A 26,185-nucleotide genomic window follows, 5' to 3' on the forward strand; every position below is an offset into this window, starting at 1 on the left:
GGTGTTTGTGGTTTGCGGCCTACCCCAACCCCACCCCCCCCGCCGCGCCCCCGCCGCCGCCGCGGTTGGGGCGCCCCTGAGCGGCGGCGGCGGCGCGCGAGGTCTTGCGCCTCGACACGCCGCTGAGCAGCTTGTTCCTGAATTTGACCCGTCGCGGCCACAGCTTTGACAGCACGATTCACCCGTCGATCATGTGATGAAACTCCCCACGATGCCCCACTGCGCATTCGCGCGCCCGGCAGTCGCCGAGTAGAGGCCAAAGCCTCCGCCATTGCAATCGCCGCAGCCGCCGTCGCGATGCGTCCGCAAAGCGCCCGCCCCCGCGTCAGCCGGTCTGGAATGACAGCTGCGCCTTGTTGGCGACCAGCACCGCCTGGGTCCGGCTGTGCACCCGCAGCTTGCGCAGGATCGCGGTGACATGGGTCTTCACCGTGGTCTCGGCGATCGACAATTCGTAGGAGATCTGCTTGTTCTGCTGGCCCTTGCAGATCAGTTCCAGGATCCGCGTCTGCTGGGCGGTGAGGCTGGACAGCCGCTTGACCGCGGTCTCCACCGGTTCCTCCTCGCCCTCGTTCTGCAACGGCGAATAGCCCTCGGGGGTGTAGACGTCGCCCTTGCAGATGCGCTGGAAGGCGTCGATCAGGGTTTCGCGCGTGGCGTCCTTGCGGATGAACCCGGCGGCGCCGCCGGACATCACCGCGGAAATCGTCGCGTTGTCCCCGAAGGCCGAAACCACGATCACCGGGGTTCGCGGCGCGGCCGCCTTCAGGCGCAGCAGCCCGTCGACCCCGGACACGTCCGGCAGGTTCAGGTCCAGCACGATGGCGTCGGGTTCGAAATCCAGCGCCAGCCGCCCCAGCGCGCCGGTGAGGTTGTTGGCGGTGCGGATGGTGCTCAGCCCCAACGCGGTCTGCAGCGCGATGGCCAGCGCGTCGCGAAACAGCGGGTGATCGTCCACCACCAGCATCGAGCGGAACATGTCCTCGCCCCCGATCCCGGTGGGCTTGGGGGCGGATGGCCGCTGAACGGGCGGCCTCTGGGCCGATTGTCTTTGCACGCGGAGGCCTCCCGACATTGGCGCGCCGCCCCACAGGGGAACCGCGTGCCGAACGTCCGACGGGGCCGTTCGCGGGCGGGCGCGGCGCAACCGCAAGGACAGGGTAACACGTCAAATTCGCCGGGTCTCTACTGCGTTGGGATGACCCCGCAGGCAAGGCCGTCCGGGGGGCGCAAACGCCGGATTTCGTGATCGGCGCGGGCGATTCGCGGTGATAGTCTGCGCGTGAAACAATCTGTCGCCACACCTGTCGCGCCCCCCATTTCCGCCACCTTGTCGCGCGCGCTTTCGAAAGGCCCGAACCATGCTCCACTGGACCCTTTCCGCCGCGCTGGCGCTGTTGCTGGCCGCATCGCCGCCGCCGCTTCAGGCCCAAGGCGCCATGCGCGGCGTCGATCTGAAGTCCCCCGCCATGACCGAGGCCGAGATGACCCGCGCCGAGGTCGAGGCCGCGCTCGCCGCCCCCGGGCCCGCGGATTTCACCCGCAAGCGCCTGAACGGGCTCGACCTGTCGGGGCTGGATTTTTCCGGCGCCATCCTGCGCGCGGCGCGGCTCAACAACGCCTCCCTGGCGGGCGCGGTGCTGGACGGCGCGGTGCTGGATCAGGCGTGGATGCTGATGGCCGATCTCAGCGGCGCCTCGCTGCGCGGCGCCAGCCTGTTCCAGACCCAGCTGGGCCGCGCCGACCTCACCGGGGCCGACCTCACCAACGCCCGGGCGCCGGCGAATTTCGCCCGCGCCACGCTCATCGGCGCGATCTTTCACAACGCCGACCTGTCGGCGGACATGAAGAACCAGTCCATGGGGCTGATGCGCGGCGATCTGACCAAGGCGAAGCTGCAAGGCGCCGATTTCGAGGGCGCCAACCTGTCCCGCGTGCTGTTCGAATTCGCCGATCTGCGCGGCGCCCGGCTCAACAACGCAAACCTGACGGGCGCCAGCCTCGGCGGGGCCAAGCTGATCGACGCCGACGTCACCGGCGCCGATTTCCGCGAGGCCGACATGGGCGGCGCCACCCTCGCCGGGCTGATCGGCGAGGACGCAAGCAACCTCGACGCCGCCGCCAACATGGACCGCGCATTCCGCCGTTGACTGATCTGCTTCGGGACCCGGTCAGCCCCAAGGCCGGGAAAAACGCCGCGGGCGCTCAGCCCCGGCGCCGACGGCCGATCAGCCCCTTGGACGGATCATAGGCGTAGATCGCCGCGCCCAGAAACACCGCCATCGCCGCCAGCACCACCGCCAGCGCGGTCCAGTTGACCTGCCCGTAAAGCGCGAAGCGGATCAGTTCGACGGCGTAGGTGAACGGATTGTATTTGCAGATATCGTAGAGCAGCGTGCTCGATTCCGCCATGCGCCACAGCGGATACAGCGCCGAAGACGCGAAGAACATTGGAAAAATGACGAAATTCATCACTCCGGCGAAATTTTCGAGCTGCCGGATCGTCGAGGACAGGAACAGCCCCATGGCCCCCAGCATCATCCCCGACAGCACCAGCGCCGGCAGCACCGTGAGATACCCGTAAAGCGGCGGCTCCACCTCCCACAGATAGGCCACGGCGAGAAAGGCGTAGACCTGCACCACGGACACCGCCACCCCGGCCATCAGCTTGGATATCAGCAGGAACCAGCGCGGGAACGGGCTGACCAGCAGGGTGCGCATGGCCCCGGTCTCGCGGTCATGGACCATGGACAGCGACGATTGCATGCCGTTGAACAGCTGGATCATGGCGCATAGGCCCGGGGTCACGTAGACCTCGTAAAGCACATATGTTTCATAGGGTTCTGTGATCGACAGCCCCAGCACGGACCGGAACCCGGCGGCGAAGATGAACAGCCAGACCAGCGGGCGCACCAGCGCCGACAGGAAGCGTTCGCGCTGCCTGGCGAAGCGCAGCGCCTCGCGCCAGACCACGCCGCGCAGCGCGATCAGCCGCCCGCGCCAGCCCAGCCGCCGGGCGATCGAGGCGGCGACGGGCGGGGCGCTCACGCCGGGGCCTCCGCGCCGGTGAGCGCCAGAAACGCGTCCGACAGCGTCGCGGCGCCGGCGATGTCGCCCGCCGCGCCGCGCGCCAGCACCTCGCCCCTGTGCAGCACCACCGTGGCGTCGTCGGGTTCGACTTCGTCGAACAGATGCGTGGCCCAGAGCACGCCGACGCCCTCCTGCGCCGCCAGATCGCGCACATGGCGCACCACCTGGCGGCGGGATTTCACGTCCAGCCCCACCGTCGGTTCGTCCAGCAGCAGCAGGCGGGGTTCATGCATCAGCGCGCGGGCGATCTCGGCGCGCCGCGCCTGCCCGCCCGACAGCGCCGACACCCGCGCGTCCATCTGCGCCGACAGCTCCATGCGCGCGATCAGCGATTCGCCCCGGGCCCGGGTCTCGGCCCGGCTCAGCCCGTGCAGCGCCGCGTGATAGGCGAGGTTCTGGCGGATGGTCAGGTCGCGGTCCAGCGCCTGGCTCTGGAACACCACGCCAAGACTGGCCATGGCCGGACCGGGCCGGCGGCGCACGTCATGGCCGCAGACCAGAATGGCCCCCGAGACGTTGTCGTATAGCCGGGTGATCAGCGAAAACAGCGTTGTCTTGCCGGCGCCGTTGACCCCCAGCAGCGCCACGAACGCGCCCTCGGGCACGCCAAGCGACACGTCGCAAAGCGCCTTGACCCCGCCATAGGCGTGGCTGACGTTCTCGACGTTCAGTGCGTCGCGGGCTGGCGTCAAGATCCGGTCCTCCGTGATGGCCGCGCTGCGCGCCGGGGCGCCGGGGCGCCGGCCCCGGTCATGGGACCAGGGCGGCGGACCGCAAGATCGCTCACTCGATGATGAACAGCGCGCGCAGGCTGTCGCCCCGGGTGCGCAGCACCCGCAGTTCGTAGCGCCCGGGCAAGATGGCGACGAAGGTCATCACCGCCTCGCCCTCGTCGTCGAATTCAAGCGAATACACCCCCATGGGGCGAATTTCGACATCGTTGATGACGATCTGATCGACCCAGACGGCGCGGAAGAAATCAGCGCCGCCGACAGCGATTTCGGCGCTGCCGTCGGCGATGATCCTGATCCGGTAGAAGCCCCCGGATTTCAGCTTGTAGGGCGCCTCGGCCAGCGGCTTGCCCGACCCCAGCGTGATCGGCGCAAGATCGGTGCGGTTGCTTTTGGACAGCAGCCCGGCGAAGCCGAATTCATGGGCCCCGGCGGGGGCGGCGGCAAGCAGGCTCAGCGCGACGGCGCAGGCGGCGACAGATTTCAGCACGGCGGACTCCTTTACTTATTCGCGATCGTGAAACGTCATGCGGGCGGTTCATTCGGGCGAGATCGTCACGCCCCAGGGCTGCATCCCGACCTGGATCGACTTGATCACCTTCAGCCGCGCCACGTCGATGACCGATATGTCGTTGGAATTGCCGTTGGTGGTGACCAGGAATTCTTCGTCCGGGGTGAAGGCCAGCTGCCAGACCCGCTGGCCCACCAGCAGGTATTTCAGCACCTCGTTGGTCTCGCCGTCGATCACCGCCACCCGGTTGGCGGGGCCGAGCGCCACGAAGACCAGCTTGCCGTCGCGCGTCACCCGCAGCCCCACGGGCTGGATCGCCTCGGGCGCGAGGCCGGGGATGTCAAAGTCGATGGTGGTGGTGATCTCGGCCTTGACCGGGTCGATCACCGACACCGTGCCGCCGATCTCGGCGGTGACGTAGAGCTTGCCGCCGTCGGCGGAGAATTCAGCAAAGCGCGGGCGCTGGTCCACCAGCACGTTGGCCACGATCCGATAGCTTTCGGTGTCGATGAAATGCGCCATGTTGGTGGTTTCGGAGGTGTTGACCACGATGCGCCCGTCGGGGCTGGCGCCCAGGCCCTCGGGCTCGACCCCCACGGGAACCTCGGCCACCAGCCGATGGGTGTTCACATCCACCACCGTGACCAGATTGTCGTCCTCGTTGGCGATGTAGAGCGGGTTGCCCGAGGGGTGCAGCACCATCAGCTCCGGGTCCGGCCCCGAGGGCAGGCTGTGGGTCTGCTTCAGCGTTTCCGTCGAAAACACCCGCACCGTGTCGTCGTCGGACACGCAGACATACAGTTCCTTGCCGTCCTTGCTGATCAGGATGCCGCGCGGGCGCTGGCCCACGTCGATGGTCGCCGTCACCTCCCAGGTCTCGCTGTCGAGCACCGATACCGTGTTGCCCTTTTCATTGGTCACATAGACCGTGTAGGCGGCGGCCGGGACCGGCGCGACGCCCGCCGCGAGGCCGGCGACTATTCCCCCCGCCAACAGCGGCGCGGCCAGGGACGCAAGGCGTCGGGTCGATCGGATCATCGGTTCGGCTCCCATTTCAGTCAGCGTTTGCAGGTGGATTCGGGTTCGTCGAAGCCCAGCGTGTCGAGCCGCGACACCCGGTGCAGGAATTCCGCCTGCGGCGACACCGACACCAGCACCCGGTCGCCCACCAGGATGATCGGCTGGCGCAGCTGGCCGTTCCACGGGCGGAAAGTCAGCTTCTGGCCCTTGAAGGCGGCGAGTTCGAAATCCGGGCCAAGCATGAAGTCCCGCAGCGTCGCGGCGTCGGCGGATCCGGTGCGGGTCGCGGCCTCGCCCAGCACCCGGATCGCCGCCCATACCTGATAGTCGATCGGGCGCATGTAGCGCCCCGACTGGCGTTCGAAACGGCGCTGGAACTGGGTGGCGCCCCAGGCCTCCTGCGCCGCGTGCCAGGTGGCCGGGCGCAGCCCGGCGGAGCCTGTCACCGGGCGCGGGTCCCAGGTGTGAAACGGCAGGTAGGCGGCGAACACGTCGGCCTCGTCGGCGACCACCACCACGTCGTGATCCTCGGCGCGCTGGGTGAACACCGGCATCTGCTTTTGCACCTGCACATGCCCGGTGTCGGTGCGCCGCGCGCCGCCGGTGTCCTCGAACACCCGGCTTTCGACGATCTTGGCCCCGAACTTCTCGGCGGCGCGGCGATAGGCGTCGGCCATCAGCCGGTCGCCGTCATGCGACCCCTCGATCAGGAACCATTCGCGCCAGCGCTTCCAGACCAGGAACTGCGCCAGCGCGTCGGCCAGCATCGCCCGGCTCGGCGCCACGTGCAGCAGGTTGCCCCGGCACTGGTCGTTGCGCAGCGCGTCGTCGGGGGCCGAGGCGTTGACGATCAGCGCCCGCGCGCCCGCCGCGTCGGCCAGCGCCAGCGTCACCGGCGCGTCGGCGACGCTGACCACGAAGCCAACCCCGGCGGCGATCAGCTTCTCCAGTTCGGCGACGGCGGTTTCGGGGCTGGCGGCGACCTCGGTCAGTTCGAAATCCTGTCCCAGGAACCGCCCCGTGGTCTGGTTGTCCGCGATCGCCAGCCGCGCCCCGGCGAAGCCCAGGTCATCGGGCTTGAGGTCGAGCCGCGAGATCGGCTGCCGCGGCGGCCCGTCGACCCGGATCACCGCCGCGCGGATGATCTGCGCCGCCGCGCCGTCTTGCGCGGCGATCGCGCCCGGGGCCCCGGCCAGCAGCGCCAGCGACAAGCCCAAGCCCAAGCAGAAGTCAGGGGCGAACCGCGCCGCAAATGCCGAAAATCGCTGCATTATTCAACCCTCCCGCTCCATAGGCCGCATCAGCCGCCGCCCTGAATCCCGGCCCGGTCGCCACCCGCGATCCCGGCGCTTTTTCACCGACCCAACGCTGGTTGGGCGTTGAAACCGGGCCTCAAGCTAGGCATTCCGCCGTGGGGTCGGTCAAGCTGGCGGCGGGGGATTTATCCGCATAAGAACATAATAAGCCCCCTCCGCGCGCCCGCGACTCCAACCCGAGTCCAACTCCTGTACGCCCCGAAGCGGCGCCCGACCGGGCCCATTCTTTCAATCGCCGATTTCGACCCGTCGATACATACTACTTTAGGATCGATTCCCGGCATTGTTCTTGACCATGAGCGGGTCGCGGCCTCTCCTCGATAAATAATAAGAAGCATGGATTGCGCTCTGGGCGCGGATGCCGAGCACCTGTTCCGGCCTCCTGTCCGACTTCGCTGAAGGGCGCCCGCCATCGAGTGAAACAGGCATCCTGAGAAAGGGAGAAAAACGATGAAACACCTTGTTCTAGGCGCGGCGGCGGTCGTGCTGGCGGGAACGTCGGTCATATCGGCCAACCCCAGCCTGACGTCGGCGATGAAGAACCCGAATGACTGGGTCATCCAGACCGGCGACTACGCGAACACGCGCTATTCGAAGCTGGACGAGATCAACCGGACCAACGTGCGCGACCTGCAGGTGGCCTGGACCTTCTCCACCGGCGTGCTGCGCGGCCACGAAGGCGCCCCGCTGGTGATCGGCGACACGATGTACGTGCACACGCCCTTCCCCAACATCGTCTATGCGCTGGACCTCAACGCCGACGGCGCCATCAAGTGGAAATACGAACCCAAGCAGGATCCGGACGTCATCCCGGTGATGTGCTGCGACACGGTCAACCGCGGGCTCGCCTACGCCAACGGCAAGATCTTCCTGCACCAGGCCGACACCACCGTGGTGGCGCTCAACGCCAACACCGGCGCGGTCGAATGGTCGGTGGTCAACGGCGACCCGTCCAGGGGCGAAACCAACACCGCCACCGTGCTGCCGGTCAAGGACATGGTCATCGTCGGCATCTCGGGCGGCGAATTCGGCGTGCAGTCGCACGTCACCGCCTATGACATCGAAACCGGCGAGCGCCGCTGGCGCGCCTATTCCATGGGGCCGGACGACCAGATCCTGATGGATCCCGAAAAGACCACCCAGCTTGGCAAGCCCGTGGGCAAGGATTCGGGGCTCAACACCTGGGAAGGCGATCAGTGGAAGATCGGCGGCGGCTCCACCTGGGGCTGGTATTCCTATGACGCCGAGGCCAACCTGATCTACTACGGCACCGGCAACCCGTCGACCTGGAACCCGTCCCAGCGGCCGGGCGACAATCGCTGGTCCATGACCATCATGGCCCGCGACCCCGACACCGGCATGGCCAAATGGGTCTACCAGATGACCCCGCATGACGAATGGGATTACGACGGCATCAATGAAATGATCCTCACGGATCAGGAAATCGATGGCAAGATGAGGAAGCTCCTCACCCATTTCGACCGCAACGGCTTTGGCTACACGCTTGACCGGATCACCGGCGAACTGCTGGTCGCCGAGAAATTCGACCCGGCGGTGAACTGGGCCACGCATGTGGAAATGGATCCCAGCTCCGACCAGTACGGCCGGCCGCAGGTGGTGGCCAAATACTCCACCGAGCAGAACGGCGAGGACGTGAACTCCGAGGGCATCTGCCCGGCGGCGCTCGGCTCCAAGGATCAGCAGCCCGCGGCCTACAGCCCGCGCACCGAACTGTTCTACGTGCCGACCAACCACGTCTGCATGGATTACGAACCGTTCCGCGTCAGCTACACCGCCGGTCAGCCCTATGTCGGCGCCACCCTGTCGATGTTCCCGGCCCCCAACAGCCATGGCGGCATGGGCAACTTCATCGCCTGGGACGGCAAGAAGGGCGAAATCGTCTGGTCCCTGGCCGAGAAGTTCTCGGTCTGGTCGGGCGCGCTGGCGACCGCTGGCGACGTGGTGTTCTACGGCACCCTGGAAGGCTATCTGAAGGCGGTTGACGCGCGCACGGGTCAGGAGCTCTACAAGTTCAAGACCCCGTCGGGCATCATCGGCAACGTGATGACCTACAGCCAGAACGGCAAGCAGTACGTCGCCATCCTCTCGGGCGTCGGCGGCTGGGCGGGCATCGGCCTTGCGGCCGGTCTCACCAACCCCAATGACGGCCTGGGCGCCGTGGGCGGCTATGCGGCGCTGAGCAACTACACCGCGCTCGGCGGGCAGCTGACCGTCTTCGCCCTGCCCGACTGATCGGGGCGACGCAACGTCATGACCACCGGTTCGGCGCGGAACGCCAGTTCTGCGCCGAACCATTTGCAGAAACGAGACGCGCATCCAATCGCGCCGAAAAACAGCGCATTGGATCCGGCCGCGGGACCTGACCAATCGCGATCGAACGGGAGCCCATCCATGTCCTCAGCCAGAACCTTGATCGCGGCCTTCGCGGCCAGCATGATCTTCGCCGGCGCCGCCGTCGCCGGCGACAACCTCAAGGCCGCCTACAGCGAAGACGGCAAGTATTTCACCGAAGACGGCGTGCCCACCTTCAGCATCGCCGAGGACGGCACCGTCGACTGGCCCACCTATTCGGGCTTTCGCCGCTACCATTCCGAATGCCATGTCTGCCACGGCCCGGACGGCGAGGGATCCTCCTACGCCCCGGCGCTGAAGAAAAGCGCCATCGCGCTGGACTATTACGATTTCGTCGGCATCGTGGTGGGCGGTCGCAAGGTGGTGACCGCGTCCAGGGATTCGGTGATGCCCTCCTTCGGGCTCAACAAGAACGTGATGTGCTATCTGGACGATATCTACGTTTATCTGAAAGCCCGGGGCGCCGACGCGTTGCCGCGCGGGCGGCCCAAGAAGAAAGAACCCAAGAACGATGTCATTCGCGCGGATGAGAATTCCTGCCTCGACGGCTAGCCGCCTCGCCTGCCTGGCGCTGGGCGCCCTTGGCCTGGCGCTGGCGGCGCCGGTCGCGGCGCAGACCACGGACCTGGTGTCAAAGACCCATTTCCGCGTCTGCGCCGACCCGGCCAGCCCGCCGTTTTCCGATGAAAACGGCGGCGGCTTCGAAAACCGCATCGCCGAGCTGTTCGCATCTCAGATCGGCCTGCCGGTGCAATACACCTGGTTTCCCATGGCCACCGGATTCGTGCGCAAGACCCTGCGCGAATACCGCTGCGACGTGATCGTCGGCTTTGCCCAGGGCCATGAGATGGTGCTCAACACCAACCACTACTACACCTCGGCCTATGTGATCGTGACCACGCCCGACAGCCCGCTCGCGGCGGTCGACGCGCTCGGCGATCCCCGGCTCAAGGGCAAGATCCTCGGCATCGTCGCGGGCAGCCCCCCGGCGACGCATATGGCGCGCAACGGGCTGATCGGCAAGGCGCGCCCCTACAAGCTGATGGTGGATCGCCGCTTCGAAACCCCGGCGGAAAACATGATCGCCGATTTGCAGGCCGGCGAGATCGACGCCGCCGTGCTCTGGGGCCCGATCGGCGGCTATCTGGGCAAGCGGGCCGGGCTCAGGGTCACGCCGCTGCTCAAGGAAACCCTGCCGCCGCGCATGTTCTACCGCATCACCATGGGCGTGCGCCCCGGCGAGGTGGTCTGGAAGCGCAAGCTCAACTCGCTGATCCGGCGCAATCAGGGCGAAATCGACCGCATTCTGACCGAATACGGCGTGCCGCTGCTCGACGAAATGGGGCTGAAGCTGAAGGCTCCGGCGCAATGATCCGCCGGGCTGTCCTTGCCGCCGCCCTCGCCGCCCTCGTCGCCGCCCCGGCGGCGGCGCAGTCCGATGAGCCCGCGCAGTACCGCATGGAGCATTTCCGCGCCCCGGTCCCCGACACCCTCGCCGGCGCGGTCGTGGTCGATGACGAGACCGCGCACGCGCTGTGGGAAAGCGGCGAGGCGGCCTTCATCGACGTGCTGCCGCGCCCGCCCAAGCCCGCCAACCTGCCCGCGGGCACGATCTGGCGCGAAAAGCCCCGCATGTCGATCCCCGGCGCGATCTGGCTGCCCAATGTGGGCTACGGGGCCATTCACCCCACCATCCACGCCTATTTCAAGGCCGGGCTGGAGGCTGTCACCAAGGGCGACAAGTCGCGGCCGATCCTGCTGTTCTGCCTCGAAGACTGCTGGATGTCATGGAACGCCGCCAAGCGGGCGCTCGAATACGGATATTCGAAGGTCTACTGGTATCCCTATGGCACCGATGGCTGGGCTTTCAACGACTGGCCGCTGGTCAAGACCCCGCGCTTTCCCATGCCCTAGGGCCGCGGGCGCGCGGCGCGGACACGAAAAGGGGGCGCGGGCCGATACAGAGAGCCCGCGCCCCTTTTTTCGCCGGCCGGTCGGCTCAGCCGTTGACCAGCGAGAACACCTTGTCGAAGGCCGCGCCCTCGGTGTCCTCCAGATGCACCTCGACGGTCTGCGCCCCCGGGGGCAGGTCGAAATCGATCGCCGGGTTCTCGCTGAGGGAAATCGAACCGGTCATGGCGAAGATCGGCTGCCCGTCGGCGCCCACGTTCAGTTCGTAGACATAGCGCGCCGGGATATACAGCAGGGTGATCTGGTTCAGCTGCAACCCGGAATTGCTCGGGTGGCTGATGCTGAGCCGCGCCCGCGTCGTCGCCGCGCTCGATTGCAGCGCGTCGTCGCGCAGGGCGGCGAGCTTGGCCAGCGCGCCCTCCGCCTCGGGCTCCGGCGCCATGGCCAGCTGCATCTGGCCCAGCGTGGCCAGCGCCACCGCCGCGTCAACCCCCGGCGGCGCGGCGCAGGCCCCGACGCCCGAGGTCTTGACGAAAGCCTCGCTCATGTAAAGCGCGCCCGCGTCGGTCTCCAGCACCACCCGCACCGGGGTCGGCCCGTTGATGCGCATGGTGGCCGAGAACGAGAACTCGGCCCGCGGCTCGATCATCTCGAACACCGCCGAGACCGGCATCGGGTTGTTGTCGATGATCAGCGACACCGAACGGATCAGCGCCCCGCGCGGCGCGCGCACCGTGGCCCCGATGGGGGTGCGCGGGTCGGTCATGGTCCGATACGGCGCCTGCAGCGCCACCATGTCGCCGCCCGCGGCGATGGGGCGCTGTTCATAGAGATTGGGGCGCAGGTCGTCCCAGGCCTCCCCCGCCAGCGCGGGCAGGGCCATGAGCCCCGAAACCGCCGCCGCAATCGCCAATCCTGTTCTCATCTCATTCCCTCCATGCGCGCGGCTTGCAAGATCCGCGCGCCAATCGTTTCATCGTTCAATGTTCGGCCCATACTGGACCGGTCTTCGGGTCTCACGCAAGCTGCGGGGCGCGACTCCCGCCGCCGCGCGCCGTTCCTGTCGCCTTCCGGCGTCACTGCGCCGCCGCCGTCGCCCCCGCCCCCATGGTCATCGTCGTCGCGTCCAGCGGCGACAGGAAGGCGCCGAAAGCCCGCGGCCCGTCGCCCACCGCGATCTCGTCAATGACCCGCAGCGTCGCCACGTCGATGATCGAGATCGAATTCGAAAACCAGTTGGCCACCGCCAGCAACGACCCGTCGGCGGTGGCGGCGATGCCCTCGGGGTATTCGCCCACCTCGATCCGCCCCAGCGCCGCCAGGGTGGCGACGTCGAACACGCTCACCGTGTCGGCGTATTGGTCGGTGACGAACCCCATGCCCTGCGCCAGCGCCACCGCGTAGGGGCGTTCGCCGGTGGCGACCTCGCCCAGCGCCCGGCCCGCGGCGATGTCGATCACCGTTACCGAATTGGACCCCACATTCGCCGCGTAGGCCCGGGCGCCGCGATCGTCGATGGTGACCCCGAACGGGCGCGCCCCGGTCTTGACCCGGGCGCGCACCGCGCCGCTTTGCGCGTCGGCGATGGTCACCTGGTCGCTGTCCCGATCGGCGCTCAGCACCCATTTGCCGTCCGGCGTCACCGCGACGCCCGAGGGCGATTTTCCGGTGGCGATCTCGCCGATCACTCCGCGTTCGGGATCGACGATCCACAGCCGCGCGCCGTACCAGTCGGCGACATAGACCGGCGCGCCCGAGGGATGCACCGCGATCCCCAGCGGTCCGCCGGGCAGGTCGAAGCGGCGCAGCACCGTCGCGCCCGCAGGGTCGAGCACGCTCAGCGTCTCGCCCTCGGGGCTGACCACATAGACCGCGCCGCCGTCGCGCGCCACCGCCACCCCGGCGGGCTTGCCGCCGATATGGGTGACCCGCAGCACCTTGCCCGCGGCCAGATCGACCACCGACAGATCCTCGCTCAGCTGGTTGGTGACGAAGGCCATGTCCGCCGCCGCCGGGGCGCCCGTCCCGGCCAGCCCCAGGATCGCCAGCGCCAGCGCCGCGGCGCAGAACCCCGCGGGCCGGGTCAGCGCGCCGGCGTCCGCGATCGTCATCCGGCGTGCGTCACGGGCCACGGGCCGGGCTACTCCCCGGCGCCGAAACGGTCCCGCAGCGCGTCCAGCCCGGCGGCGTAGACCCCGGTGACCGCCTTGATCGCCGTCTCGTCGTTCAGTTCCTCGGGCGGATCGTTCAGCGGATAGCCCCGGTAGAAGGCGCCGCGCCATTCGACCTCGGACCCGGATCCCGCCGGGCGCACCGTCAGATGCGAGGAATAGTTGGTCACCGGCAGCACGCTCACGTCCTTGGAGATGATGCGGTAGGAATAGCTGCGCTTTTCATCCGAAAACTTGTAAAGCTGCTCGGTCAGCGTCGGCCCGTCGGCGGCCCCCAGCGTCAGCACCCGGATCGCGTCGATCTCGTTGCCGTTCTCGCCGGTGGTGGAAAACACCACCGGATGCCAGCTCATGTCATGAAAATTCCCGATCGCCGCCCAGACCTCGTCGGGCGGGGCCGCCAGCGTCACCTTCATGGTCACCTTCTGGCGCGTCGGCCCGTGGGCCTGCGCCGTGGTCGCCGCGCCGAAGGTCAGCGCCGCAAGCGCCGCAAGCATCGTCAGAAACCGCATGTCGTTCTCCACTCGTTGCCGCCGCCGCGCGAACCAACGCCGGCAACGCCCCCTGCGGGGGTCAGTCCGCGAAAACCGCCCGGCGCAGGATGTAATCCGCGCCGCGCCGCCAGGATTTGTCGGTGTTGCCCCGGATATCCACCGACAGCGCCCTGACGATGGCCCCGGGGGCCCCGGGTTCGGCGGCCAGCGCCGGCCCGGCCCGGCGCACCACCAGATTCACCGACAGGATCAGGTTGGACACCTTGATCACCTCGCCGGCCAGCGAATAGTCGGCCCCAAGCCCGAGCGCCGCGGTCACCTCGCAGCCGTTGCAGCGGGCCGGGTTGGCCATGCGCTCGATCCGGGCGCGCACCGCCGGGGGGATGTCGACGAAGCGGAACCCCCTGGCCTCGAACGCCGCGGCCACATGCGCGGTCAGCATGGCGATGCGCGCGGTCTCGTCCGCGCGCGCGCCGCGATAGGCGCCCTCGGTGGACAGATCGACGAAGGCGATGCCGACGAAGGCCAGCGACGCGCCCGGCTTCAGCGGCTCGCCCGACGCCTGGGCCAATCCCGACGCCAGGCCCGCGATCAGGATCGCCGCCGCCGCCAGAAACCGCATGGCCTGCATCCCCCATCCACTTCCGCTCGCGCCCGCGCGCGAGACCGCCGCCGCGATCAGACGTCGAAGCGGTTCTGCAGCGCCCCCAGCCCGGATTCGTAGATCCCCGCCACCGCGTCCTCGGCGCCGTCGCCGGTGGGTTCGAAGGTCGAGGACCAGACGACCATCGTCTCGTCGCCGGCGTCCACCACCGTCAGGATCGACCGGTAGCCGTCCACCGGCAGCGGCGATTCGATGATCTCGTAGCCGTAGGAGGCGCTGTCGCCGCCGAGATGCTTCTCCAGGATCTCGCCGCCGCCCTCCAGGCTGAGCCGGCGATGCTCGACCCCGTCGATGGTTTCCTTGGCCGAATCCGTCACCGCCGGGTGCCAGGTCGGCAATGACTGGAAACCGCCGATCAACGCCCAGACCATCGATGCCGGGGCCTTGATCGTCGCGCTGCGTGAAATCTGCGCCATTGTCGCCTCCTGCTAATGTGGATTCGCTCCGTCAGTAGATGACGACGCCGCGGATTGATTCGCCGGAATGCATCAGTTCGAAGCCCTTGTTGATGTCCTCGAGCGGCATGGTGTGGGTGATCATCGGGTCGATCTCGATCTTGCCGTCCATGTACCAGTCGACGATCCGGGGCACGTCCGTGCGCCCCCGCGCGCCGCCGAACGCGGTGCCGCGCCAGACCCGGCCGGTGACCAGCTGGAACGGGCGGGTGGCGATCTCGGCCCCCGCCGGGGCGACGCCGATGACCACGCTCTCGCCCCAGCCCTTGTGGGCGCATTCCAGCGCCGTGCGCATCACGCCGACATTGCCCGTGGCGTCGAAGGTGTAATCCGCGCCGCCCCCGGTGAGGTCCACCAGATACGGGACCAGATCGCCCTCGACCTCGGAGGGGTTGACGAAATGGGTCATCCCGAACCGCTCGGCCATGGCCACCTTGGCGGGGTTGAGATCGACGCCGATGATCTGGTCGCAGCCCGCCAGCCGCGCGCCCTGCACCACGTTCAGCCCGATGCCGCCGAGCCCGAAGACGATGACTTTCGACCCGATCTCGACCTTCGCGGTGTTGATCACCGCGCCGATGCCGGTGGTCACGCCGCAGCCGATGTAGCAGACCTTGTCGAACGGCGCGTCCTCGCGGATCTTCGCCGCCGCGATCTCGGGCATCACGGTGAAGTTCGAAAACGTCGAGGTGCCCATGTAGTGGTGGATCGGCTGCCCGTCGATCGAGAATCGCGAGGTCCCGTCGGGCATCAGCCCCGCGCCCTGCGTCGCGCGGATCGCCTGGCACAGGTTGGTCTTGGGGTTCAGGCAGTATTCGCATTCGCGGCATTCGGGGGTGTAGAGCGGGATCACGTGGTCGCCGGGTTTCAGCGACGTGACCCCGGGGCCGCATTCCACCACCACGCCGGCGCCCTCATGGCCAAGGATGGCGGGGAACAGGCCTTCGGGATCGGCCCCCGACAGGGTGAAATCGTCGGTGTGGCACAGGCCGGTGGCCTTGATCTCCACAAGCACTTCGCCGGCGCGCGGACCCTCGAGGTCCACCTCGGTGATCTCAAGCGGCTGGCCGGCCTGAACGGCAAGGGCTGCGCGGGTTTTCATGGCTGTCCTCTCAACTCTGCGCCCCCTGCCGTTTCGCAGGCGAACGGCAGGTAAGCGTCTATTACTGGGCAACTATAGCCAGTCTGGCGGCCGCCCCCGATAGGACTTTGGTCGCAAAAGTCGCGCCGTTCAACCCCCCCCAGCCGACGATGTGGAAACCGGCCGATTGCCCCCCCCCGGCGGCGCCCGCGCCGTTGCCCGGGCGCCGGCTCCAGAAAAACCGCCAACCACGCCCGGCATCGCGCGGCGCCGCCGTGTTCTTATTTTCTTATTAGCAAATTTCCTTTGACGCATGCTGGCGGACATGACTAGCTTCGAGCAATTCCCCGCTGTCAAAAATCCCAAGGAGCCGCCGCATGACTTGGAATGCCCCCAAGCTTGAAGAAATCGCCTGCGGAATGGAAATCAACATGTATTTCCCCGCCGATGACGACGGCGTTCTTTTCTAGGACCCGAATCCGGCGCAGTTGCGCCCCACAATGCTTGGCGCCGCTGCGAACGATGGTTTGCTGCGGCGTTTTTCATTTTGCGACGTTGCGCCCCGGGATCAGATATGCAGCTTGCGCCGATCGACGCTTTCGCATTTCCAGCGGGTCACGCGCCACCCGTCGCGTTGCGAGGCCCAGCGCGCCAGCAGCGGCTGGGCCCGGAACAGGCAGCTTCGGGGCGAGGCGAAGGCGACGAGCCCAAGGGTCTGCTCGCGGCAGACATCCGGGGCGTTCAGCAGGCAGGCGCTGAAGACAAGCGCGAACATCAGGTTTCCTTTTGCAGCGATCCGCACCCGGCTCCCGAGCCGAGCATGACCGCGAAACCATACCAAATCATTGGCTCCTACGCAGGCGCCATGTTCAGCCGGGGCCGACGGTTGCTAGACAGGGGCAGGCGGCGCGCGGCGGCGCCGGTTCGAAGAAAGGTGACGCCATGGCTTGGATGACGCGGCGCGCGGCCCCGCTGGCGGGTCTGGCGCTGGCCCTGCTGACCGCCCTGCCCGACGCGACGCGCGCGGCGGGCTACGACGACCCCGACTGGCCCTGCATCCAGCGCAAGGTGCCGCATCTGTCGGTGGGACAGATGTGGGCCGGTCCGCCGATCGACGCCGCCGCGCTCGACGACTGGCGCAAGACCCCCGAACTGGCGGCGCTGGCCCCGGCGCTGGCGGCGCAGCGCACCTCGATGGACGCGGCGCGCGCGGCCATCGACGCCTACGCCGCGCGCGGGGCCGACAGCGCCGACCGGCCCGGCCGCCTGTCGCTGCTGTTCGCCGGGATCTTCGCTTCCATCGAACGCGAACGTTCGGCGATCATCGACGGCATCGCACGCTACGCGCGCAAGCAGGCGGGGCTCGCGACCCGGATCGCCGCCATGCGCGACGCCCTCGCCGCCGCGCGCGCCGCCGAAAACCCCGATCTCGACAAGGTCGAGGAACTCGAGGACAACCTGAAATGGGAAGAGCGCATCTACGCTGACCGCGCCAAATCGCTCACCTATGTCTGCGAGGCGCCGGTGATCCTTGAACAGCGGGTGTTCGCGCTGGCCCGGCTGATCATGGCGCATCTGGACTAGGGCGCGTCACTCCCATTCCAGTTCCTTGTAGGCGACGGTGGCGTTGCGCTTGTTGAATTCGTCGAACAGCGCCCACTTGTCGCGCTGGCTTTCGCCCACATGGGCGATGGCGTCGCGCATGCTCTCGCCCTTGTCGATGGCGGCGCGGGTCTCGGCGGCCAGCGCCGCGAGATAGCCGGTCACCGCCGCCCCGCCCTCGGGCCAGGGCATCGCATGCGGGCCGTGGCCGGGGACGATGCGCGCCGCCGGCCGCGCCGACAGGATCCCCAGCGCCGCCTGCCAGCCCCGCAGCGACCCGTCGATGGCGGGGGTGTGCTCGGCGAAGACCAGATCGCCGGTGAACAGGGTGTCGGTCTGGCGGTCCAGCACCGTCAGGTCGTTGTCGGTATGGGCGGTGGGCCAGCCGCGCAGCTCCAGTTCCCGCCCGCCGATATCCAGCGTCAGCGCCTGCCCCGCCGCCGGATTGGCGCCCTCGGGATCGGGCGCGACCACCGCCATGCCCATGGCCGCGGCGGGGCCGACCAGCCGCCCGACCCGGGTCTCGTAGGTCTCGGCGCGACGCGCCAGCGCATCGGCGAGCTTGGCGTGGCCGAGGATCTCGGCCCCCGCCTCGGCGAACACCGAAGCCCCCAGCGTGTGATCGGGATGCATATGCGTCAGGATCAGCCAGCGGATCGGCAGATCGGTGCGCTGTCGGATGGCGGCGTAGAGCCGCTCGCCCGAGGCCCGCGACCCCCCCGCGTCGATCACCGCCACCCCCGCCTCGCCGATGACGAAGCCGGTATTGGCCAGATCGCCGACATTGGCGGGCGAGGGGATCTCGTTCAGCCCGCGATGCACGAACGCCCCCGGCGCGACTTCGACGGTCCCGGCCGGGGGGATCGCGCGCGCCAGCCCCGCCGCATCGACGCAAGCCCAATCGCCCGCGATCACGCGGTCCCGCGCCCCCGCCCATTGCCCCGCGCGCCCCGGCGCCGCCGCCGCGCAGGCCGCCGCGTCAGGCAGCGAGGGCGGCAGAACCCGCGTCGCGCAGACCGCCGGATCGGCTTGCAGACAAATCGCCAGCAGAATTTCGAACATCGGGGGACTCCTTGGCCGGGATCTTCACGGCGATTGCCAAAAACGTGGGAACATCAGTCGCTTGACTTGAAATCCCGAAGTTCGGCGCCGCGCCAACGGGTCATTTGACTGCCGATCCAGCCCGCGCGCAACCCGCGCGACTGCTGCGAAGGTCGTATTTCAAAGCAGTTGCGACTAAAGTAGGGGTGATTTGGAAAACATATGCAAGGATCGTGGATTCGACGCCGCGACTCGGTCGAATCAGCTGCAGGAGACACGCATGACCATGACCGCATCCCGCCTGTTCACGTCCGCCGCCTTCGCCGCCGCCATGGCGCTGAGCCCGGCCCTGGCCGCCGAACGCGACAACCCGATGGTCCCGGGCGCGACCTGGACCGATCTCAGGCCCGACGTGGTCGGCGACGCCGAGATCCTCGACGGGACCGGGCTGATCAGCCTCGACGCGCCCTACCGCGCCTTCGACGCGGCGACGGTGCCGGTGCGCATCACCCAGTCGCCGGATTCGGACGCGCGCATCGTGCGCCTGACGCTGGTGATCGACGAAAACCCCTCGCCGGTGGTGGCCGAATTCGATTTCGGCCCGGCCATGGGGCGGATCAATCTGGAAACCCGGGTGCGGCTCAACGACTATTCCAACATCCGCGCCATCGCCGAGACCGCCGACGGCAAGCTGTGGATGACCGGGCGCTTCGTGAAGGGCGCCGGGGGCTGCGCGGCGCCGGGGCTGAAGGACATGTCCGCGGCCATCGCCGCGGCGGGCAACATGCGCCTGAAGCTGTTCGGCGAGGCGGGCGAGGGCTCCTCCCCGCCGCTGCAATCGGGCGGGCGGCGCGAGGCGCAGCTGATGATCCGGCACCCGAATTTTTCCGGCATGCAGCGCAATCAGGTGTCGCTGCTGATCATCCCGGCCTTCTTCGTCGACGAGATCGACGTGTTCCTCGGCGAGGAAAAGCTGTTCCACATGGAGGGCGGCATCTCGATCTCCGAGGACCCCTCCTTCCGCTTCGGCTACAACGACAACGGCGCAGAGACCTTCCGCGTCGAGGCCGGCGACACCGAGGGCGCCCGCTACGAAAAGACCTTCCCGGCGATCGCCGGCCCCGCCAGCTGACCTGACGCCAGGCGCCGCCGGCGCGGCGGCGAAACCGAACCGGCCCCCTGAAGCTTCGCCCTTTGCAGCTTCGGGGGGCCGGTCGCGTTTCGCGGGGCCGCCCAGTCAGCCCGCCCAGTCAGCCCGCCCAGTCAGCCCGCCCAGCGCAGCGTGTAGGGGCGTTGCAGGGCGCGCTCCACCAGGTCCAGCCGGTCCTGCCCGTAGAACATGTCGCCATCGACGAAATAAGTGGGCGAGCCGAACACCGACCGGGCGATCGCCTCCTCGGTGTTGGCTTCGTAGGCCGACAGGATCTCCGGCGCGCGGGCGGCCTCCAGCAGCGGCGCCGGGTCCAGCCCGGCCTCGCGCGCCAGCCCGGCCAGCGCCGCCTCGTCGCCAAGATCCGCGTGCTCGGCCCAATGCCCGCGCAGCAGCGCATGGGCGTAGCGATCCGCGTCCAGCCCCTGCGCCGCGGCGGCGATGATCGAGCAATTGGCCAGCGTCAGGTCATGGCCGTGATTGGCGGGAATGCCGCCCTTCACCTTGACGCCGCGATGCTCGGACCAGCGTTCGATCTCGCGTCGGAAATAGTAATCCACATGGGCGGGGCTGCGTTCGCGGAACGACACCGGGTTGGCGGCCCCCACCACCCGGCGCAGATCCACCGGCCGGTGGACGATGCGCCGCCCCGCGGCGGCGGCGATTTCCGACAGCCGCGCCGATCCCAGATAGGCGAAGGCGGAATGCGCCGCATAGAAATATTCGATGTCCTTCATGCCGGTCGCTCCCTTCCGGTTTCCACTGATCGCCTCACCCCCCGAGCCGGGCGCTCAGGCGGATCGGCGTCACCCGGCCCGAAAGCCGCGCGTGATAGACATGCAGCCCCTCCATCACCCGCATCACGTAGTTGCGGGTCTCGGAAAACGGGATGGTCTCGATCCAGTCCACCATGTCGGTCTGCCCGACGCGCGGGTCGCCATAGGCCCCGAGCCAGCGCCGCACCCGGTGCGGCCCGGCGTTGTAGCCCGCCGCCGCCATGGGTTCGGAGCCGAATTCGTCGATCAGCCCGGCCAGATAGCTTTGCCCCAGCCGGGCGTTGTATTGCCAGTCCTCGGTAAGCCGCGCCCGGGAATAGGCGAGCCCCAGCGATTTCGCCACCTTCTTCGCCGTGGCGGGCATCAGCTGCATCAGCCCGCGCGCGCCCACCGGGCTGATCGCCAGCGGGTTCAGTTCCGTTTCCTGCCGGGCGATCGACATGGCCAGCGCCGGATGCACCCCGGCCCCGAACCGCCCCAGCGCGGTCACCGGGTAATAGGCGTCGATCAGCACCACGCCCTTGCGCGCGGCGATCTTGGCGACGCGAACGGCGATGTCCGGGCGGTCCAGTTCCAGCGCCAGCGCCCCCAGCGCCGCCATGTCGCGCGGCGTCGGGGCCACCAGCGCCGCATGGGTCAGCAGGCGATGCGCCAGCTTCGGGTCGCCCGCCCAATGCGCCAGCGCCCCGGCGCGCACCAGCGGGCCGCGCAGATACGGCGCCCGGCGCCAGTCGGGCCGCGGCCCGCCCCCGGCCAGCGCCGGATCCGGGGCCGCGCCGATCCGCTCGGCGGCGAGCTGGCCGTAAAAGCTGGTCTGGTGCATGGCGCCCATGGCGTAGGCGGCGCGGGCGCCCGACTGATCGCCCAGCGCCTCCTTGGCGCGTCCGATCCAGTAGCCCGCGCGCCCGAGGCTGATCGGCGTCGCCACCGCCCCCTGAAACCGCTGGAAATGCGCCAGCGCCGTGGCCGGATCGTTGAGCTTGCGCAGCGCCAGCCAGCCGGCCAGCCATTCCAGCTGCGCGAAGTCCGACCCTGCGCTCAACCCATGGCGCGCGGCGATCCGGTAGGCGGTCCGCGCCCGCCCCTCGCGCATGGCCCGATGCGCGAAACGCCGCCGCGCCGAGGCCCAGCGCAGCGGCCGCCCCAGCGTCGTCGCCGATTGCGACGCCGTGATCAGCATGTCCTCGGCCCCGGCGTCCAGCCCCTTGGCGGCGCGCCAGCGGAACCGTTCGTAAGCCAGCCCCGGATCGGATTTCAGCGCCCCGGGCACGGCGGCGATCAGCGCGTTGACGCCGGGCTTGCGCTTGCGCAGCGCGATGCGCGCCCGCGCCAGCGATATCCAGCCGGCGCTCACCAGCGGAGCCATGCGCATGCTCTCGCCCGCCAGTCCGCGCCACAGCAGCATGTCGAGCCGCGCCTCGTGCTGTCCGCTCAGCGCCCCGCCGTAGCGGCGCAGGAACCGCGCCTGCTCGCTGGGCGTCAGCGACAGGTCCCGCCAGGCCCGGATCGCCGCGTCGCGCGCCTCGGCCACGCGCCCGTCGCGCGACAGCGCGTCGGCGAACCGCAACGCCCCGGTCCCGGTTTCAGGCGCGGCCTTGGCGAAGAAATCGTAAACCGTGTCCCGGTGCAGCCCGGCGGGCATCTGGCGTTCGGCCAGACGGCGCAGCCGCGATTGCCCCGGCCAGTTGGGAAATTCTGCAATGAAACCGGCGTAATCCGCCCAGCCGCCCTCGCCGTCCGACAACCGCCGCCAGCGGATCAGCGCGGCGGCGGCGGGATCGCCGAGCCGCGCGGCCGCACGCTCGGCATTCACCCAGTCCTTCTGCGCCGCGGCCTCCAGCGCCGGTCGAAACCGCGCGCCCTCGCCGGGCCCGGGCATGTCCTGCGCCCGCGCCGCGCCGACGCTCAGCGCGGCGCCAAACCCGGTCGCCAACCCTGTCCCGAATCCAGTTGCGGCCGCAGCCGCAACGCCCAGAACCGCGCTCGCCGCCGCCGCCGCCAACACGGCGCGCACGCGCGCCGCCAGTCCATCGCCGCGTTTCATGACTGCTCCTGCCCGGTTGCCTGAAACTTTCTGATTTCCGGCAAGGTAGCACGGCGCCCCCCCTTCGCGCCATGCGCGATTGGATCCGGGCGCGGCGCTCGCAATCAGGCGCAGGGCGGATCCCGATCCGCCATTGGCGCGGCGCGCCCCCGAAAGGGGCGCGCCGCATGTCAGGCGTTCACGTCGACGACCACGCGGCCCCGCACCCGGCCCTTGAGGATCGCGGCCCCGAGCTCCGGCAGATCCGCAAGCCCCGCCGGCTGGATCATCGCCTCCAGCTTGTCCATGGGCAGGTCGGCGGCGATGCGATCCCAGGCGCGCACCCGGTCCGCATAGGGGCGCATGACGCTGTCGATGCCCAGCAGGTTGACGCCGCGCAGCAGGAACGGGATCACCGTCGCCGGCAGCCCGGCGCCGCCCGCCAGACCCACCGCCGCCGCCGAGGCCCCGTATTGCAGCTGCCCCAGCACCCGGGCCAGCATCGCCCCGCCCACCGCGTCGACGCAGCCGGCCCATTGCTCCTTCTCCAGCGGGCGCTTGACGGTCTCGTTGATCTCTCCGCGCGCCACGATCCGCGTGGCGCCGAGCCCGCGCAGATACGCCTCCGCCTCCGGCCGACCGGTCACCGCCGCGACCTCATGCCCGAGATGGGCGAGGATCGCGGTCGCCACCGAGCCCACGCCCCCCGCCGCCCCGGTGACCAGCACCGGCCCCCGCCCCGGCTTCAGCCCGTGATCCTCCAGCGCCATCACCGCCAGCATGGCGGTGAAGCCGGCGGTGCCCACCGCCATCGCCCGGCGCGTGGTCAGCCCCGCGGGCAGCGGAACAAGCCAGTCGGCCTTCACCCGGGCTTTCTGCGCATGGCCGCCCCACCAGGCCTCGCCCACGCGCCAGCCGGTCAGCACCACCCGGTCGCCGGGCTTGTATCGCGCGTCGTCCGAGGCCTCCACCACGCCGGCGAAATCGATCCCCGGCACATGCGGGTAGTTGCGCACCAGCCCGCCCCCGGGGCCGATGCACAACCCGTCCTTGTAGTTCAGCGTGGAATACTCCACCGCCACGGTCACGTCGCCCGCGGGCAGACGGCTTTCGTCGATCTCCTGAACCGAGGCCGAGGTCTTGCCCTCGTCATCCTTGTCGACGATCAGCGCCTTGAAATTCATGGCATGTCCTTTCGATGTTTCAGCGGCGGGGCGAAGCGGGGCTCACGAGCCCCAGTCGATCTGACATATCTCGGCGCTGCGCCCGTCGAAATCCCAGACCCGGCCGCGATCGCGCACCTTGCCCTGCAAGGCGGTGGCGACGGTGATGTCGGGCCCCATCCAGTAGCCGGTGTTGCTGAGCGTCACGTCGTGATCCGCATCGGCGCCGGCGATCGGCTCGACCGCGCCCCTGATCTTCCTGCCCACGACCAGCCGGCGGGTCTTGCCCTCGGTCTCGTAGCTCACCGGCTGGCGTTCATGGCCGAGGAACTCGCCCACAAGCATGCCGAACAGCCCGGTGGTCCCCCGCGCTTGCCCCGAAAAGATCCGCACCAGCCCGTCATAGGCGGCGTCCGAGGCGCGCTCGTCGATATAGGCCGCCGCCTTCCAGTTGCCTCGCCCCATGTTGCCGGGGATGTCCAGCAGCATGCCCACGTTCAGCCCCGACAGGCTTTCGCCGTTGATCCGGCCCTCGTCGATGCGCACCCCGAGCCAGGCCTGGCAATAACCCTCGGTGGGCGGGTGCTTCCCAAGGCTGACAACGCAGGGGCAGAACACGATGCAGTTGCAGTTGAGGATCAGCTCCCCCTTGATGTTCCAGTCGTCCATGGCTTTTCTCCCTCGGTGATCGGGTCTGGTTGTTCGGATCGAATTCGCTCAGATCTGGCCCAGCGCCGCCGCGCCCATGGCCAGCGCGCCGCCCAGCAGCGCGAAACCCAGCGGGCGGGTCAGCCAGCGGCCAAGCTGGGGCAGTTTCTCGAACGTCATCATCAGCGCCGCCAGCGCCATCCAGGCGAGGCTCATGGTCCCGCCGACGAAGGCCAGCAGCATCAGCGCCCAGCAGCAGCCGACGCAGACCGCGCCAAGCCGCGCCCCCATGGCCAGCCCGCCGCGGGCGCCGCCGCGCCAATGGGCCATGAAAAAGCTCATGGGGCTGCGGCACTGGCTGAGGCAGGACTCCTTCAGCCGGCTGAACTGATACAGCCCCGCGCCCCCCAGCAGCCCGGCGTTGAGCCCCAGCGTCAGGCTGCGCCCGGCCTGATCCACCAGCCCCGCCCCGGCCAGCGCCGCCTGCGCCCCGCCGCCCAGCGCCGCGAATCCCAGCCAGACCGCGACATAGCCCCCGATCAGCGCCGCGAATCCGGGGCCCGAGCCGGCGCCGGCGCGGATCAGGTCGTCATAGGTGCGAAAAGCCGGGATCGCGGTCGGCGTCATCATCGCCGCCGACATCAGCGCCCACATGGCCCAGAGCCGCGCCAGCGACGCGTCGGGCGCGCCGATCCCGCACAATGCGCGCCAGTACTCCAGCCCGGGCGCCCCGACGCCCGCCGGCGGCGACGCCGCCGGGTCCATGAAGAACACCCCGCCCCAGGCGAGGAGCAGCGCCAGATAGAACCCCATCCAGCGCAGGCCGCGCGCATGGAACAGCCCGGATCGCGCGCTTGGCGCGGCGACGCTGTGCGGCATGCTCAAGGCGCGGCCCTCCCCCTGCGACGCTGGCGCGGATGCGCGTGATCTTCGGGCGCAAGATTGTCCCGGGGCGGCGTGCTGTCAATAACTATTTGTCAGACAATTAGATGAATGGCGGTTTGACAGATCGCAGCGCCCCCCATACCGTTCCCCGAACAGGAGCCGTCCCATGAGCCGCCCCCAGACCCATCCGTTCCGGATCTCGCGCACGCCCCCCGGGATCCGCGCATGAGCATCGAATACACCGCCCTGTCGCGCGACGGGCTGTCGACCCAGATCGCCGAGGCGATCCGCGAGGCCATCGTCGAGGGCCGCCTGATGGTCGATGAACGCCTGCCCGGCGAGACCGAGCTCGCCGCCCGCTTCGGCGTGTCCCGCGCCACGGTGCGCGAGGCGTTGAAGCGGCTGGCGGCGCAGAACCTGATCCGCACCCGGCGCGGACCCAGCGGCGGCGCCTTCGTCAACCGCATGAGCCGGGTCGAGGCCCAGGAAACCCTGGTCACCGCCACGCGGCTGATGATCGGCATGAACGACATCCCCTTCGAATCGGCGGCCGAGGCCCGCTTCGCCATCGAGGCCGCCTGCCTGAAGCTCGCCGCCGCCCGCCGCCGCCCCGAAAACCTCGCCGCCATGCGCGCCGAGATCGCCGCCCAGCGCGCGGGATCGGATGCGCCGGGATCAGACCCGCCGGGATCGGATGCATCTGATGCATCCGGGGCCAAGGCGGGCGCGGGCGCGGGCGCCGCGACGGCGGCGCTGACCGACGAGGCCTTCTGCGCCTCCGACGTGCGCTTCCACCAGGCGGTGGCGGAGGCCACCGGCAACCCCATGCTGGCGCTTCAGGCCAGCGGCGCGGTGGAGGCCATGCAGCCGCTGATGAACATGCTCACCTACCGGATGCGCGACCGCACGGTGATCGCCGATCTGCACGAAAACATCGCCGACGCGCTGGAGGCCCGCGACGCCGGCGCGGCGCGCGCGGCGCTCGACGAACTTGCGGCCTACGCCTCGGACCTCGCCGCCCGCCGCCGCGCCCCGCCGCGATCCCCGGCCTGACCCCGCAGCCGCCCGCAGCGCCCGGAA

28 protein-coding genes are annotated in these 26,185 nt (G+C 69.2%); 9 read left to right on the plus strand and 19 right to left on the minus strand.

Annotation, left to right across the window (positions count from 1 at the left end; translation table 11 throughout):
• Nucleotides 1-325: 325 nt before the first annotated feature.
• Nucleotides 326-979: a response regulator gene (locus tag AC1HC7_RS07915; RefSeq protein ID WP_479498182.1), complete on the minus strand. Its 654-nt coding sequence runs from the start codon at nt 977-979 to the stop codon at nt 326-328.
• Nucleotides 980-1,361: 382 nt separating this feature from the next.
• On the opposite strand from AC1HC7_RS07915, the gene AC1HC7_RS07920 reads away from it, so the two are divergent.
• Nucleotides 1,362-2,150 carry a pentapeptide repeat-containing protein gene (locus AC1HC7_RS07920; protein WP_479498912.1) on the plus strand — a complete coding sequence of 263 codons (789 nt, stop codon included), beginning with the start codon at nt 1,362-1,364 and terminating at the stop codon, nt 2,148-2,150.
• Between the two features lie 55 nt (nt 2,151-2,205).
• Here the strand turns inward: AC1HC7_RS07920 and AC1HC7_RS07925 are convergent, their stop codons facing one another.
• The 5 genes from AC1HC7_RS07925 to AC1HC7_RS07945 form a co-directional block, all read right to left on the minus strand.
• Nucleotides 2,206-3,021: an ABC transporter permease gene (locus tag AC1HC7_RS07925; protein WP_479498236.1), complete on the minus strand. Its 816-nt coding sequence runs from the start codon at nt 3,019-3,021 to the stop codon at nt 2,206-2,208.
• 23 nt (nt 3,022-3,044) lie between these two features.
• Nucleotides 3,045-3,785 (minus strand): ATP-binding cassette domain-containing protein, encoded by a 741-nt coding sequence (locus tag AC1HC7_RS07930; protein WP_479498237.1) that lies wholly within the window; start codon nt 3,783-3,785, stop codon nt 3,045-3,047.
• 88 nt (nt 3,786-3,873) lie between these two features.
• Entirely contained in the window at nt 3,874-4,311 is a 438-nt protein-coding gene (locus AC1HC7_RS07935) for a cupredoxin domain-containing protein (protein WP_479498184.1), read from the minus strand.
• 48 nt (nt 4,312-4,359) lie between these two features.
• Nucleotides 4,360-5,370 carry a YVTN family beta-propeller repeat protein gene (locus AC1HC7_RS07940; protein ID WP_479498185.1) on the minus strand — a complete coding sequence of 337 codons (1,011 nt, stop codon included), beginning with the start codon at nt 5,368-5,370 and terminating at the stop codon, nt 4,360-4,362.
• Between the two features lie 20 nt (nt 5,371-5,390).
• Complete coding sequence (locus tag AC1HC7_RS07945) at nt 5,391-6,557, minus strand: ABC transporter substrate-binding protein (RefSeq protein WP_479498238.1); 1,167 nt, start codon at nt 6,555-6,557, stop codon at nt 5,391-5,393.
• A gap of 561 nt (nt 6,558-7,118) precedes the next feature.
• Here AC1HC7_RS07945 and xoxF5 point away from each other — a divergent pair.
• From xoxF5 to AC1HC7_RS07965, 4 genes are all read left to right on the plus strand, one after another.
• Nucleotides 7,119-8,921, plus strand: coding sequence for a lanthanide-dependent methanol dehydrogenase XoxF5 (gene xoxF5 / locus AC1HC7_RS07950; RefSeq protein ID WP_479498186.1), 1,803 nt, complete (start codon nt 7,119-7,121; stop codon nt 8,919-8,921).
• A 201-nt stretch (nt 8,922-9,122) separates the two neighbouring features.
• Nucleotides 9,123-9,593, plus strand: coding sequence for a c-type cytochrome, methanol metabolism-related (locus AC1HC7_RS07955; RefSeq protein WP_479498239.1), 471 nt, complete (start codon nt 9,123-9,125; stop codon nt 9,591-9,593).
• Nucleotides 9,568-10,413 (plus strand): substrate-binding domain-containing protein, encoded by an 846-nt coding sequence (locus AC1HC7_RS07960; RefSeq protein WP_479498187.1) that lies wholly within the window; start codon nt 9,568-9,570, stop codon nt 10,411-10,413. The genes AC1HC7_RS07955 and AC1HC7_RS07960 overlap by 26 nt, the downstream gene beginning before the upstream one ends.
• Entirely contained in the window at nt 10,410-10,955 is a 546-nt protein-coding gene (locus AC1HC7_RS07965) for a PQQ-dependent catabolism-associated CXXCW motif protein (protein ID WP_479498188.1), read from the plus strand. Before AC1HC7_RS07960 ends, AC1HC7_RS07965 begins: the two co-directional genes overlap by 4 nt.
• A gap of 85 nt (nt 10,956-11,040) precedes the next feature.
• Here the strand turns inward: AC1HC7_RS07965 and AC1HC7_RS07970 are convergent, their stop codons facing one another.
• From AC1HC7_RS07970 to AC1HC7_RS07995, 6 genes are all read right to left on the minus strand, one after another.
• Nucleotides 11,041-11,877, minus strand: a complete 837-nt coding sequence (locus tag AC1HC7_RS07970; protein ID WP_479498189.1) for a quinoprotein dehydrogenase-associated SoxYZ-like carrier — start codon at nt 11,875-11,877, stop codon at nt 11,041-11,043.
• Between the two features lie 151 nt (nt 11,878-12,028).
• On the minus strand, nt 12,029-13,063 hold the full coding sequence (locus AC1HC7_RS07975) for a YVTN family beta-propeller repeat protein (RefSeq protein ID WP_479498190.1): 1,035 nt from the start codon (nt 13,061-13,063) through the stop codon (nt 12,029-12,031).
• A 29-nt stretch (nt 13,064-13,092) separates the two neighbouring features.
• Nucleotides 13,093-13,635, minus strand: a complete 543-nt coding sequence (locus tag AC1HC7_RS07980; RefSeq protein WP_479498191.1) for an SRPBCC family protein — start codon at nt 13,633-13,635, stop codon at nt 13,093-13,095.
• Nucleotides 13,636-13,696: 61 nt separating this feature from the next.
• Nucleotides 13,697-14,239 carry a DUF3280 domain-containing protein gene (locus AC1HC7_RS07985; RefSeq protein WP_479498192.1) on the minus strand — a complete coding sequence of 181 codons (543 nt, stop codon included), beginning with the start codon at nt 14,237-14,239 and terminating at the stop codon, nt 13,697-13,699.
• A gap of 56 nt (nt 14,240-14,295) precedes the next feature.
• Nucleotides 14,296-14,697: an SRPBCC family protein gene (locus tag AC1HC7_RS07990; RefSeq protein WP_479498193.1), complete on the minus strand. Its 402-nt coding sequence runs from the start codon at nt 14,695-14,697 to the stop codon at nt 14,296-14,298.
• 31 nt (nt 14,698-14,728) lie between these two features.
• Nucleotides 14,729-15,838 carry an S-(hydroxymethyl)glutathione dehydrogenase/class III alcohol dehydrogenase gene (locus AC1HC7_RS07995; protein WP_479498194.1) on the minus strand — a complete coding sequence of 370 codons (1,110 nt, stop codon included), beginning with the start codon at nt 15,836-15,838 and terminating at the stop codon, nt 14,729-14,731.
• A gap of 356 nt (nt 15,839-16,194) precedes the next feature.
• Here AC1HC7_RS07995 and pqqA point away from each other — a divergent pair, with 356 nt between their 5' ends.
• The gene (gene pqqA, locus AC1HC7_RS08000; protein WP_479498195.1) at nt 16,195-16,287 is read left to right on the plus strand and encodes a pyrroloquinoline quinone precursor peptide PqqA; all 93 of its coding nucleotides are present in this window, start codon (nt 16,195-16,197) and stop codon (nt 16,285-16,287) included.
• 98 nt (nt 16,288-16,385) lie between these two features.
• Here pqqA and AC1HC7_RS08005 read toward each other — a convergent pair whose 3' ends face one another.
• On the minus strand, nt 16,386-16,592 hold the full coding sequence (locus AC1HC7_RS08005; protein ID WP_479498196.1) for a hypothetical protein: 207 nt from the start codon (nt 16,590-16,592) through the stop codon (nt 16,386-16,388).
• A gap of 167 nt (nt 16,593-16,759) precedes the next feature.
• On the opposite strand from AC1HC7_RS08005, the gene AC1HC7_RS08010 reads away from it, so the two are divergent.
• Nucleotides 16,760-17,401 carry a hypothetical protein gene (locus tag AC1HC7_RS08010; protein ID WP_479498197.1) on the plus strand — a complete coding sequence of 214 codons (642 nt, stop codon included), beginning with the start codon at nt 16,760-16,762 and terminating at the stop codon, nt 17,399-17,401.
• Nucleotides 17,402-17,407: 6 nt separating this feature from the next.
• On the opposite strand, the gene AC1HC7_RS08015 is transcribed toward AC1HC7_RS08010, so the two are convergent.
• Nucleotides 17,408-18,481 carry a quinoprotein relay system zinc metallohydrolase 2 gene (locus tag AC1HC7_RS08015; protein WP_479498198.1) on the minus strand — a complete coding sequence of 358 codons (1,074 nt, stop codon included), beginning with the start codon at nt 18,479-18,481 and terminating at the stop codon, nt 17,408-17,410.
• Nucleotides 18,482-18,746: 265 nt separating this feature from the next.
• Between AC1HC7_RS08015 and AC1HC7_RS08020 the strand changes: the two genes are divergently transcribed.
• Nucleotides 18,747-19,592: a quinoprotein dehydrogenase-associated SoxYZ-like carrier gene (locus AC1HC7_RS08020; RefSeq protein ID WP_479498240.1), complete on the plus strand. Its 846-nt coding sequence runs from the start codon at nt 18,747-18,749 to the stop codon at nt 19,590-19,592.
• 131 nt (nt 19,593-19,723) lie between these two features.
• Here AC1HC7_RS08020 and AC1HC7_RS08025 read toward each other — a convergent pair whose 3' ends face one another.
• The 5 genes from AC1HC7_RS08025 to AC1HC7_RS08045 all read right to left on the minus strand — a co-directional run bounded on the left by AC1HC7_RS08025 (nt 19,724) and on the right by AC1HC7_RS08045 (nt 25,099).
• Complete coding sequence (locus AC1HC7_RS08025) at nt 19,724-20,347, minus strand: DsbA family protein (protein ID WP_479498199.1); 624 nt, start codon at nt 20,345-20,347, stop codon at nt 19,724-19,726.
• A 34-nt stretch (nt 20,348-20,381) separates the two neighbouring features.
• Nucleotides 20,382-22,430 carry a lytic transglycosylase domain-containing protein gene (locus AC1HC7_RS08030; RefSeq protein ID WP_479498200.1) on the minus strand — a complete coding sequence of 683 codons (2,049 nt, stop codon included), beginning with the start codon at nt 22,428-22,430 and terminating at the stop codon, nt 20,382-20,384.
• Between the two features lie 170 nt (nt 22,431-22,600).
• The gene (gene acuI, locus AC1HC7_RS08035) at nt 22,601-23,593 is read right to left on the minus strand and encodes an acryloyl-CoA reductase (protein ID WP_479498201.1); all 993 of its coding nucleotides are present in this window, start codon (nt 23,591-23,593) and stop codon (nt 22,601-22,603) included.
• 42 nt (nt 23,594-23,635) lie between these two features.
• A complete protein-coding gene (locus tag AC1HC7_RS08040) occupies nt 23,636-24,241 on the minus strand; it encodes a DUF1326 domain-containing protein (protein ID WP_479498202.1) in 606 nt (201 codons plus the stop codon).
• Between the two features lie 48 nt (nt 24,242-24,289).
• On the minus strand, nt 24,290-25,099 hold the full coding sequence (locus tag AC1HC7_RS08045) for a DUF2182 domain-containing protein (RefSeq protein ID WP_479498241.1): 810 nt from the start codon (nt 25,097-25,099) through the stop codon (nt 24,290-24,292).
• Nucleotides 25,100-25,330: 231 nt separating this feature from the next.
• Here AC1HC7_RS08045 and AC1HC7_RS08050 point away from each other — a divergent pair, with 231 nt between their 5' ends.
• On the plus strand, nt 25,331-26,158 hold the full coding sequence (locus AC1HC7_RS08050) for a FadR/GntR family transcriptional regulator (protein WP_479498203.1): 828 nt from the start codon (nt 25,331-25,333) through the stop codon (nt 26,156-26,158).
• The last annotated feature ends 27 nt before the right edge of the window (nt 26,159-26,185 follow it).

The sequence above is a fragment of the Oceanicella sp. genome, assembly GCF_056449545.1.

Excerpts from the sequence above, each read along its gene's own strand:
- AC1HC7_RS07985 (WP_479498192.1), bottom strand. The coding sequence starts at position 14,239 with ATGCGGTTTCTGGCGGCGGCGGCGATCCTGATCGCGGGCCTGGCGTCG.
- AC1HC7_RS07915 (WP_479498182.1), bottom strand. The coding sequence starts at position 979 with ATGTTCCGCTCGATGCTGGTGGTGGACGATCACCCGCTGTTTCGCGAC.
- AC1HC7_RS07965 (WP_479498188.1), top strand. The coding sequence starts at position 10,410 with ATGATCCGCCGGGCTGTCCTTGCCGCCGCCCTCGCCGCCCTCGTCGCC.
- AC1HC7_RS07980 (WP_479498191.1), bottom strand. The coding sequence starts at position 13,635 with ATGCGGTTTCTGACGATGCTTGCGGCGCTTGCGGCGCTGACCTTCGGC.
- AC1HC7_RS07960 (WP_479498187.1), top strand. The coding sequence starts at position 9,568 with ATGAGAATTCCTGCCTCGACGGCTAGCCGCCTCGCCTGCCTGGCGCTG.
- AC1HC7_RS08005 (WP_479498196.1), bottom strand. The coding sequence starts at position 16,592 with ATGTTCGCGCTTGTCTTCAGCGCCTGCCTGCTGAACGCCCCGGATGTC.
- AC1HC7_RS08020 (WP_479498240.1), top strand. The coding sequence starts at position 18,747 with ATGACCGCATCCCGCCTGTTCACGTCCGCCGCCTTCGCCGCCGCCATG.
- AC1HC7_RS08030 (WP_479498200.1), bottom strand. The coding sequence starts at position 22,430 with ATGAAACGCGGCGATGGACTGGCGGCGCGCGTGCGCGCCGTGTTGGCG.
- AC1HC7_RS08025 (WP_479498199.1), bottom strand. The coding sequence starts at position 20,347 with ATGAAGGACATCGAATATTTCTATGCGGCGCATTCCGCCTTCGCCTAT.
- AC1HC7_RS07975 (WP_479498190.1), bottom strand. The coding sequence starts at position 13,063 with ATGACGATCGCGGACGCCGGCGCGCTGACCCGGCCCGCGGGGTTCTGC.
- AC1HC7_RS07920 (WP_479498912.1), top strand. The coding sequence starts at position 1,362 with ATGCTCCACTGGACCCTTTCCGCCGCGCTGGCGCTGTTGCTGGCCGCA.
- pqqA (WP_479498195.1), top strand. The coding sequence starts at position 16,195 with ATGACTTGGAATGCCCCCAAGCTTGAAGAAATCGCCTGCGGAATGGAA.
- acuI (WP_479498201.1), bottom strand. The coding sequence starts at position 23,593 with ATGAATTTCAAGGCGCTGATCGTCGACAAGGATGACGAGGGCAAGACC.
- AC1HC7_RS08045 (WP_479498241.1), bottom strand. The coding sequence starts at position 25,099 with ATGCCGCACAGCGTCGCCGCGCCAAGCGCGCGATCCGGGCTGTTCCAT.
- AC1HC7_RS07955 (WP_479498239.1), top strand. The coding sequence starts at position 9,123 with ATGATCTTCGCCGGCGCCGCCGTCGCCGGCGACAACCTCAAGGCCGCC.
- AC1HC7_RS07940 (WP_479498185.1), bottom strand. The coding sequence starts at position 5,370 with ATGATCCGATCGACCCGACGCCTTGCGTCCCTGGCCGCGCCGCTGTTG.
- AC1HC7_RS07990 (WP_479498193.1), bottom strand. The coding sequence starts at position 14,697 with ATGGCGCAGATTTCACGCAGCGCGACGATCAAGGCCCCGGCATCGATG.
- AC1HC7_RS07995 (WP_479498194.1), bottom strand. The coding sequence starts at position 15,838 with ATGAAAACCCGCGCAGCCCTTGCCGTTCAGGCCGGCCAGCCGCTTGAG.
- AC1HC7_RS08010 (WP_479498197.1), top strand. The coding sequence starts at position 16,760 with ATGGCTTGGATGACGCGGCGCGCGGCCCCGCTGGCGGGTCTGGCGCTG.
- xoxF5 (WP_479498186.1), top strand. The coding sequence starts at position 7,119 with ATGAAACACCTTGTTCTAGGCGCGGCGGCGGTCGTGCTGGCGGGAACG.
- AC1HC7_RS08050 (WP_479498203.1), top strand. The coding sequence starts at position 25,331 with ATGAGCATCGAATACACCGCCCTGTCGCGCGACGGGCTGTCGACCCAG.
- AC1HC7_RS07970 (WP_479498189.1), bottom strand. The coding sequence starts at position 11,877 with ATGAGAACAGGATTGGCGATTGCGGCGGCGGTTTCGGGGCTCATGGCC.
- AC1HC7_RS08040 (WP_479498202.1), bottom strand. The coding sequence starts at position 24,241 with ATGGACGACTGGAACATCAAGGGGGAGCTGATCCTCAACTGCAACTGC.
- AC1HC7_RS08015 (WP_479498198.1), bottom strand. The coding sequence starts at position 18,481 with ATGTTCGAAATTCTGCTGGCGATTTGTCTGCAAGCCGATCCGGCGGTC.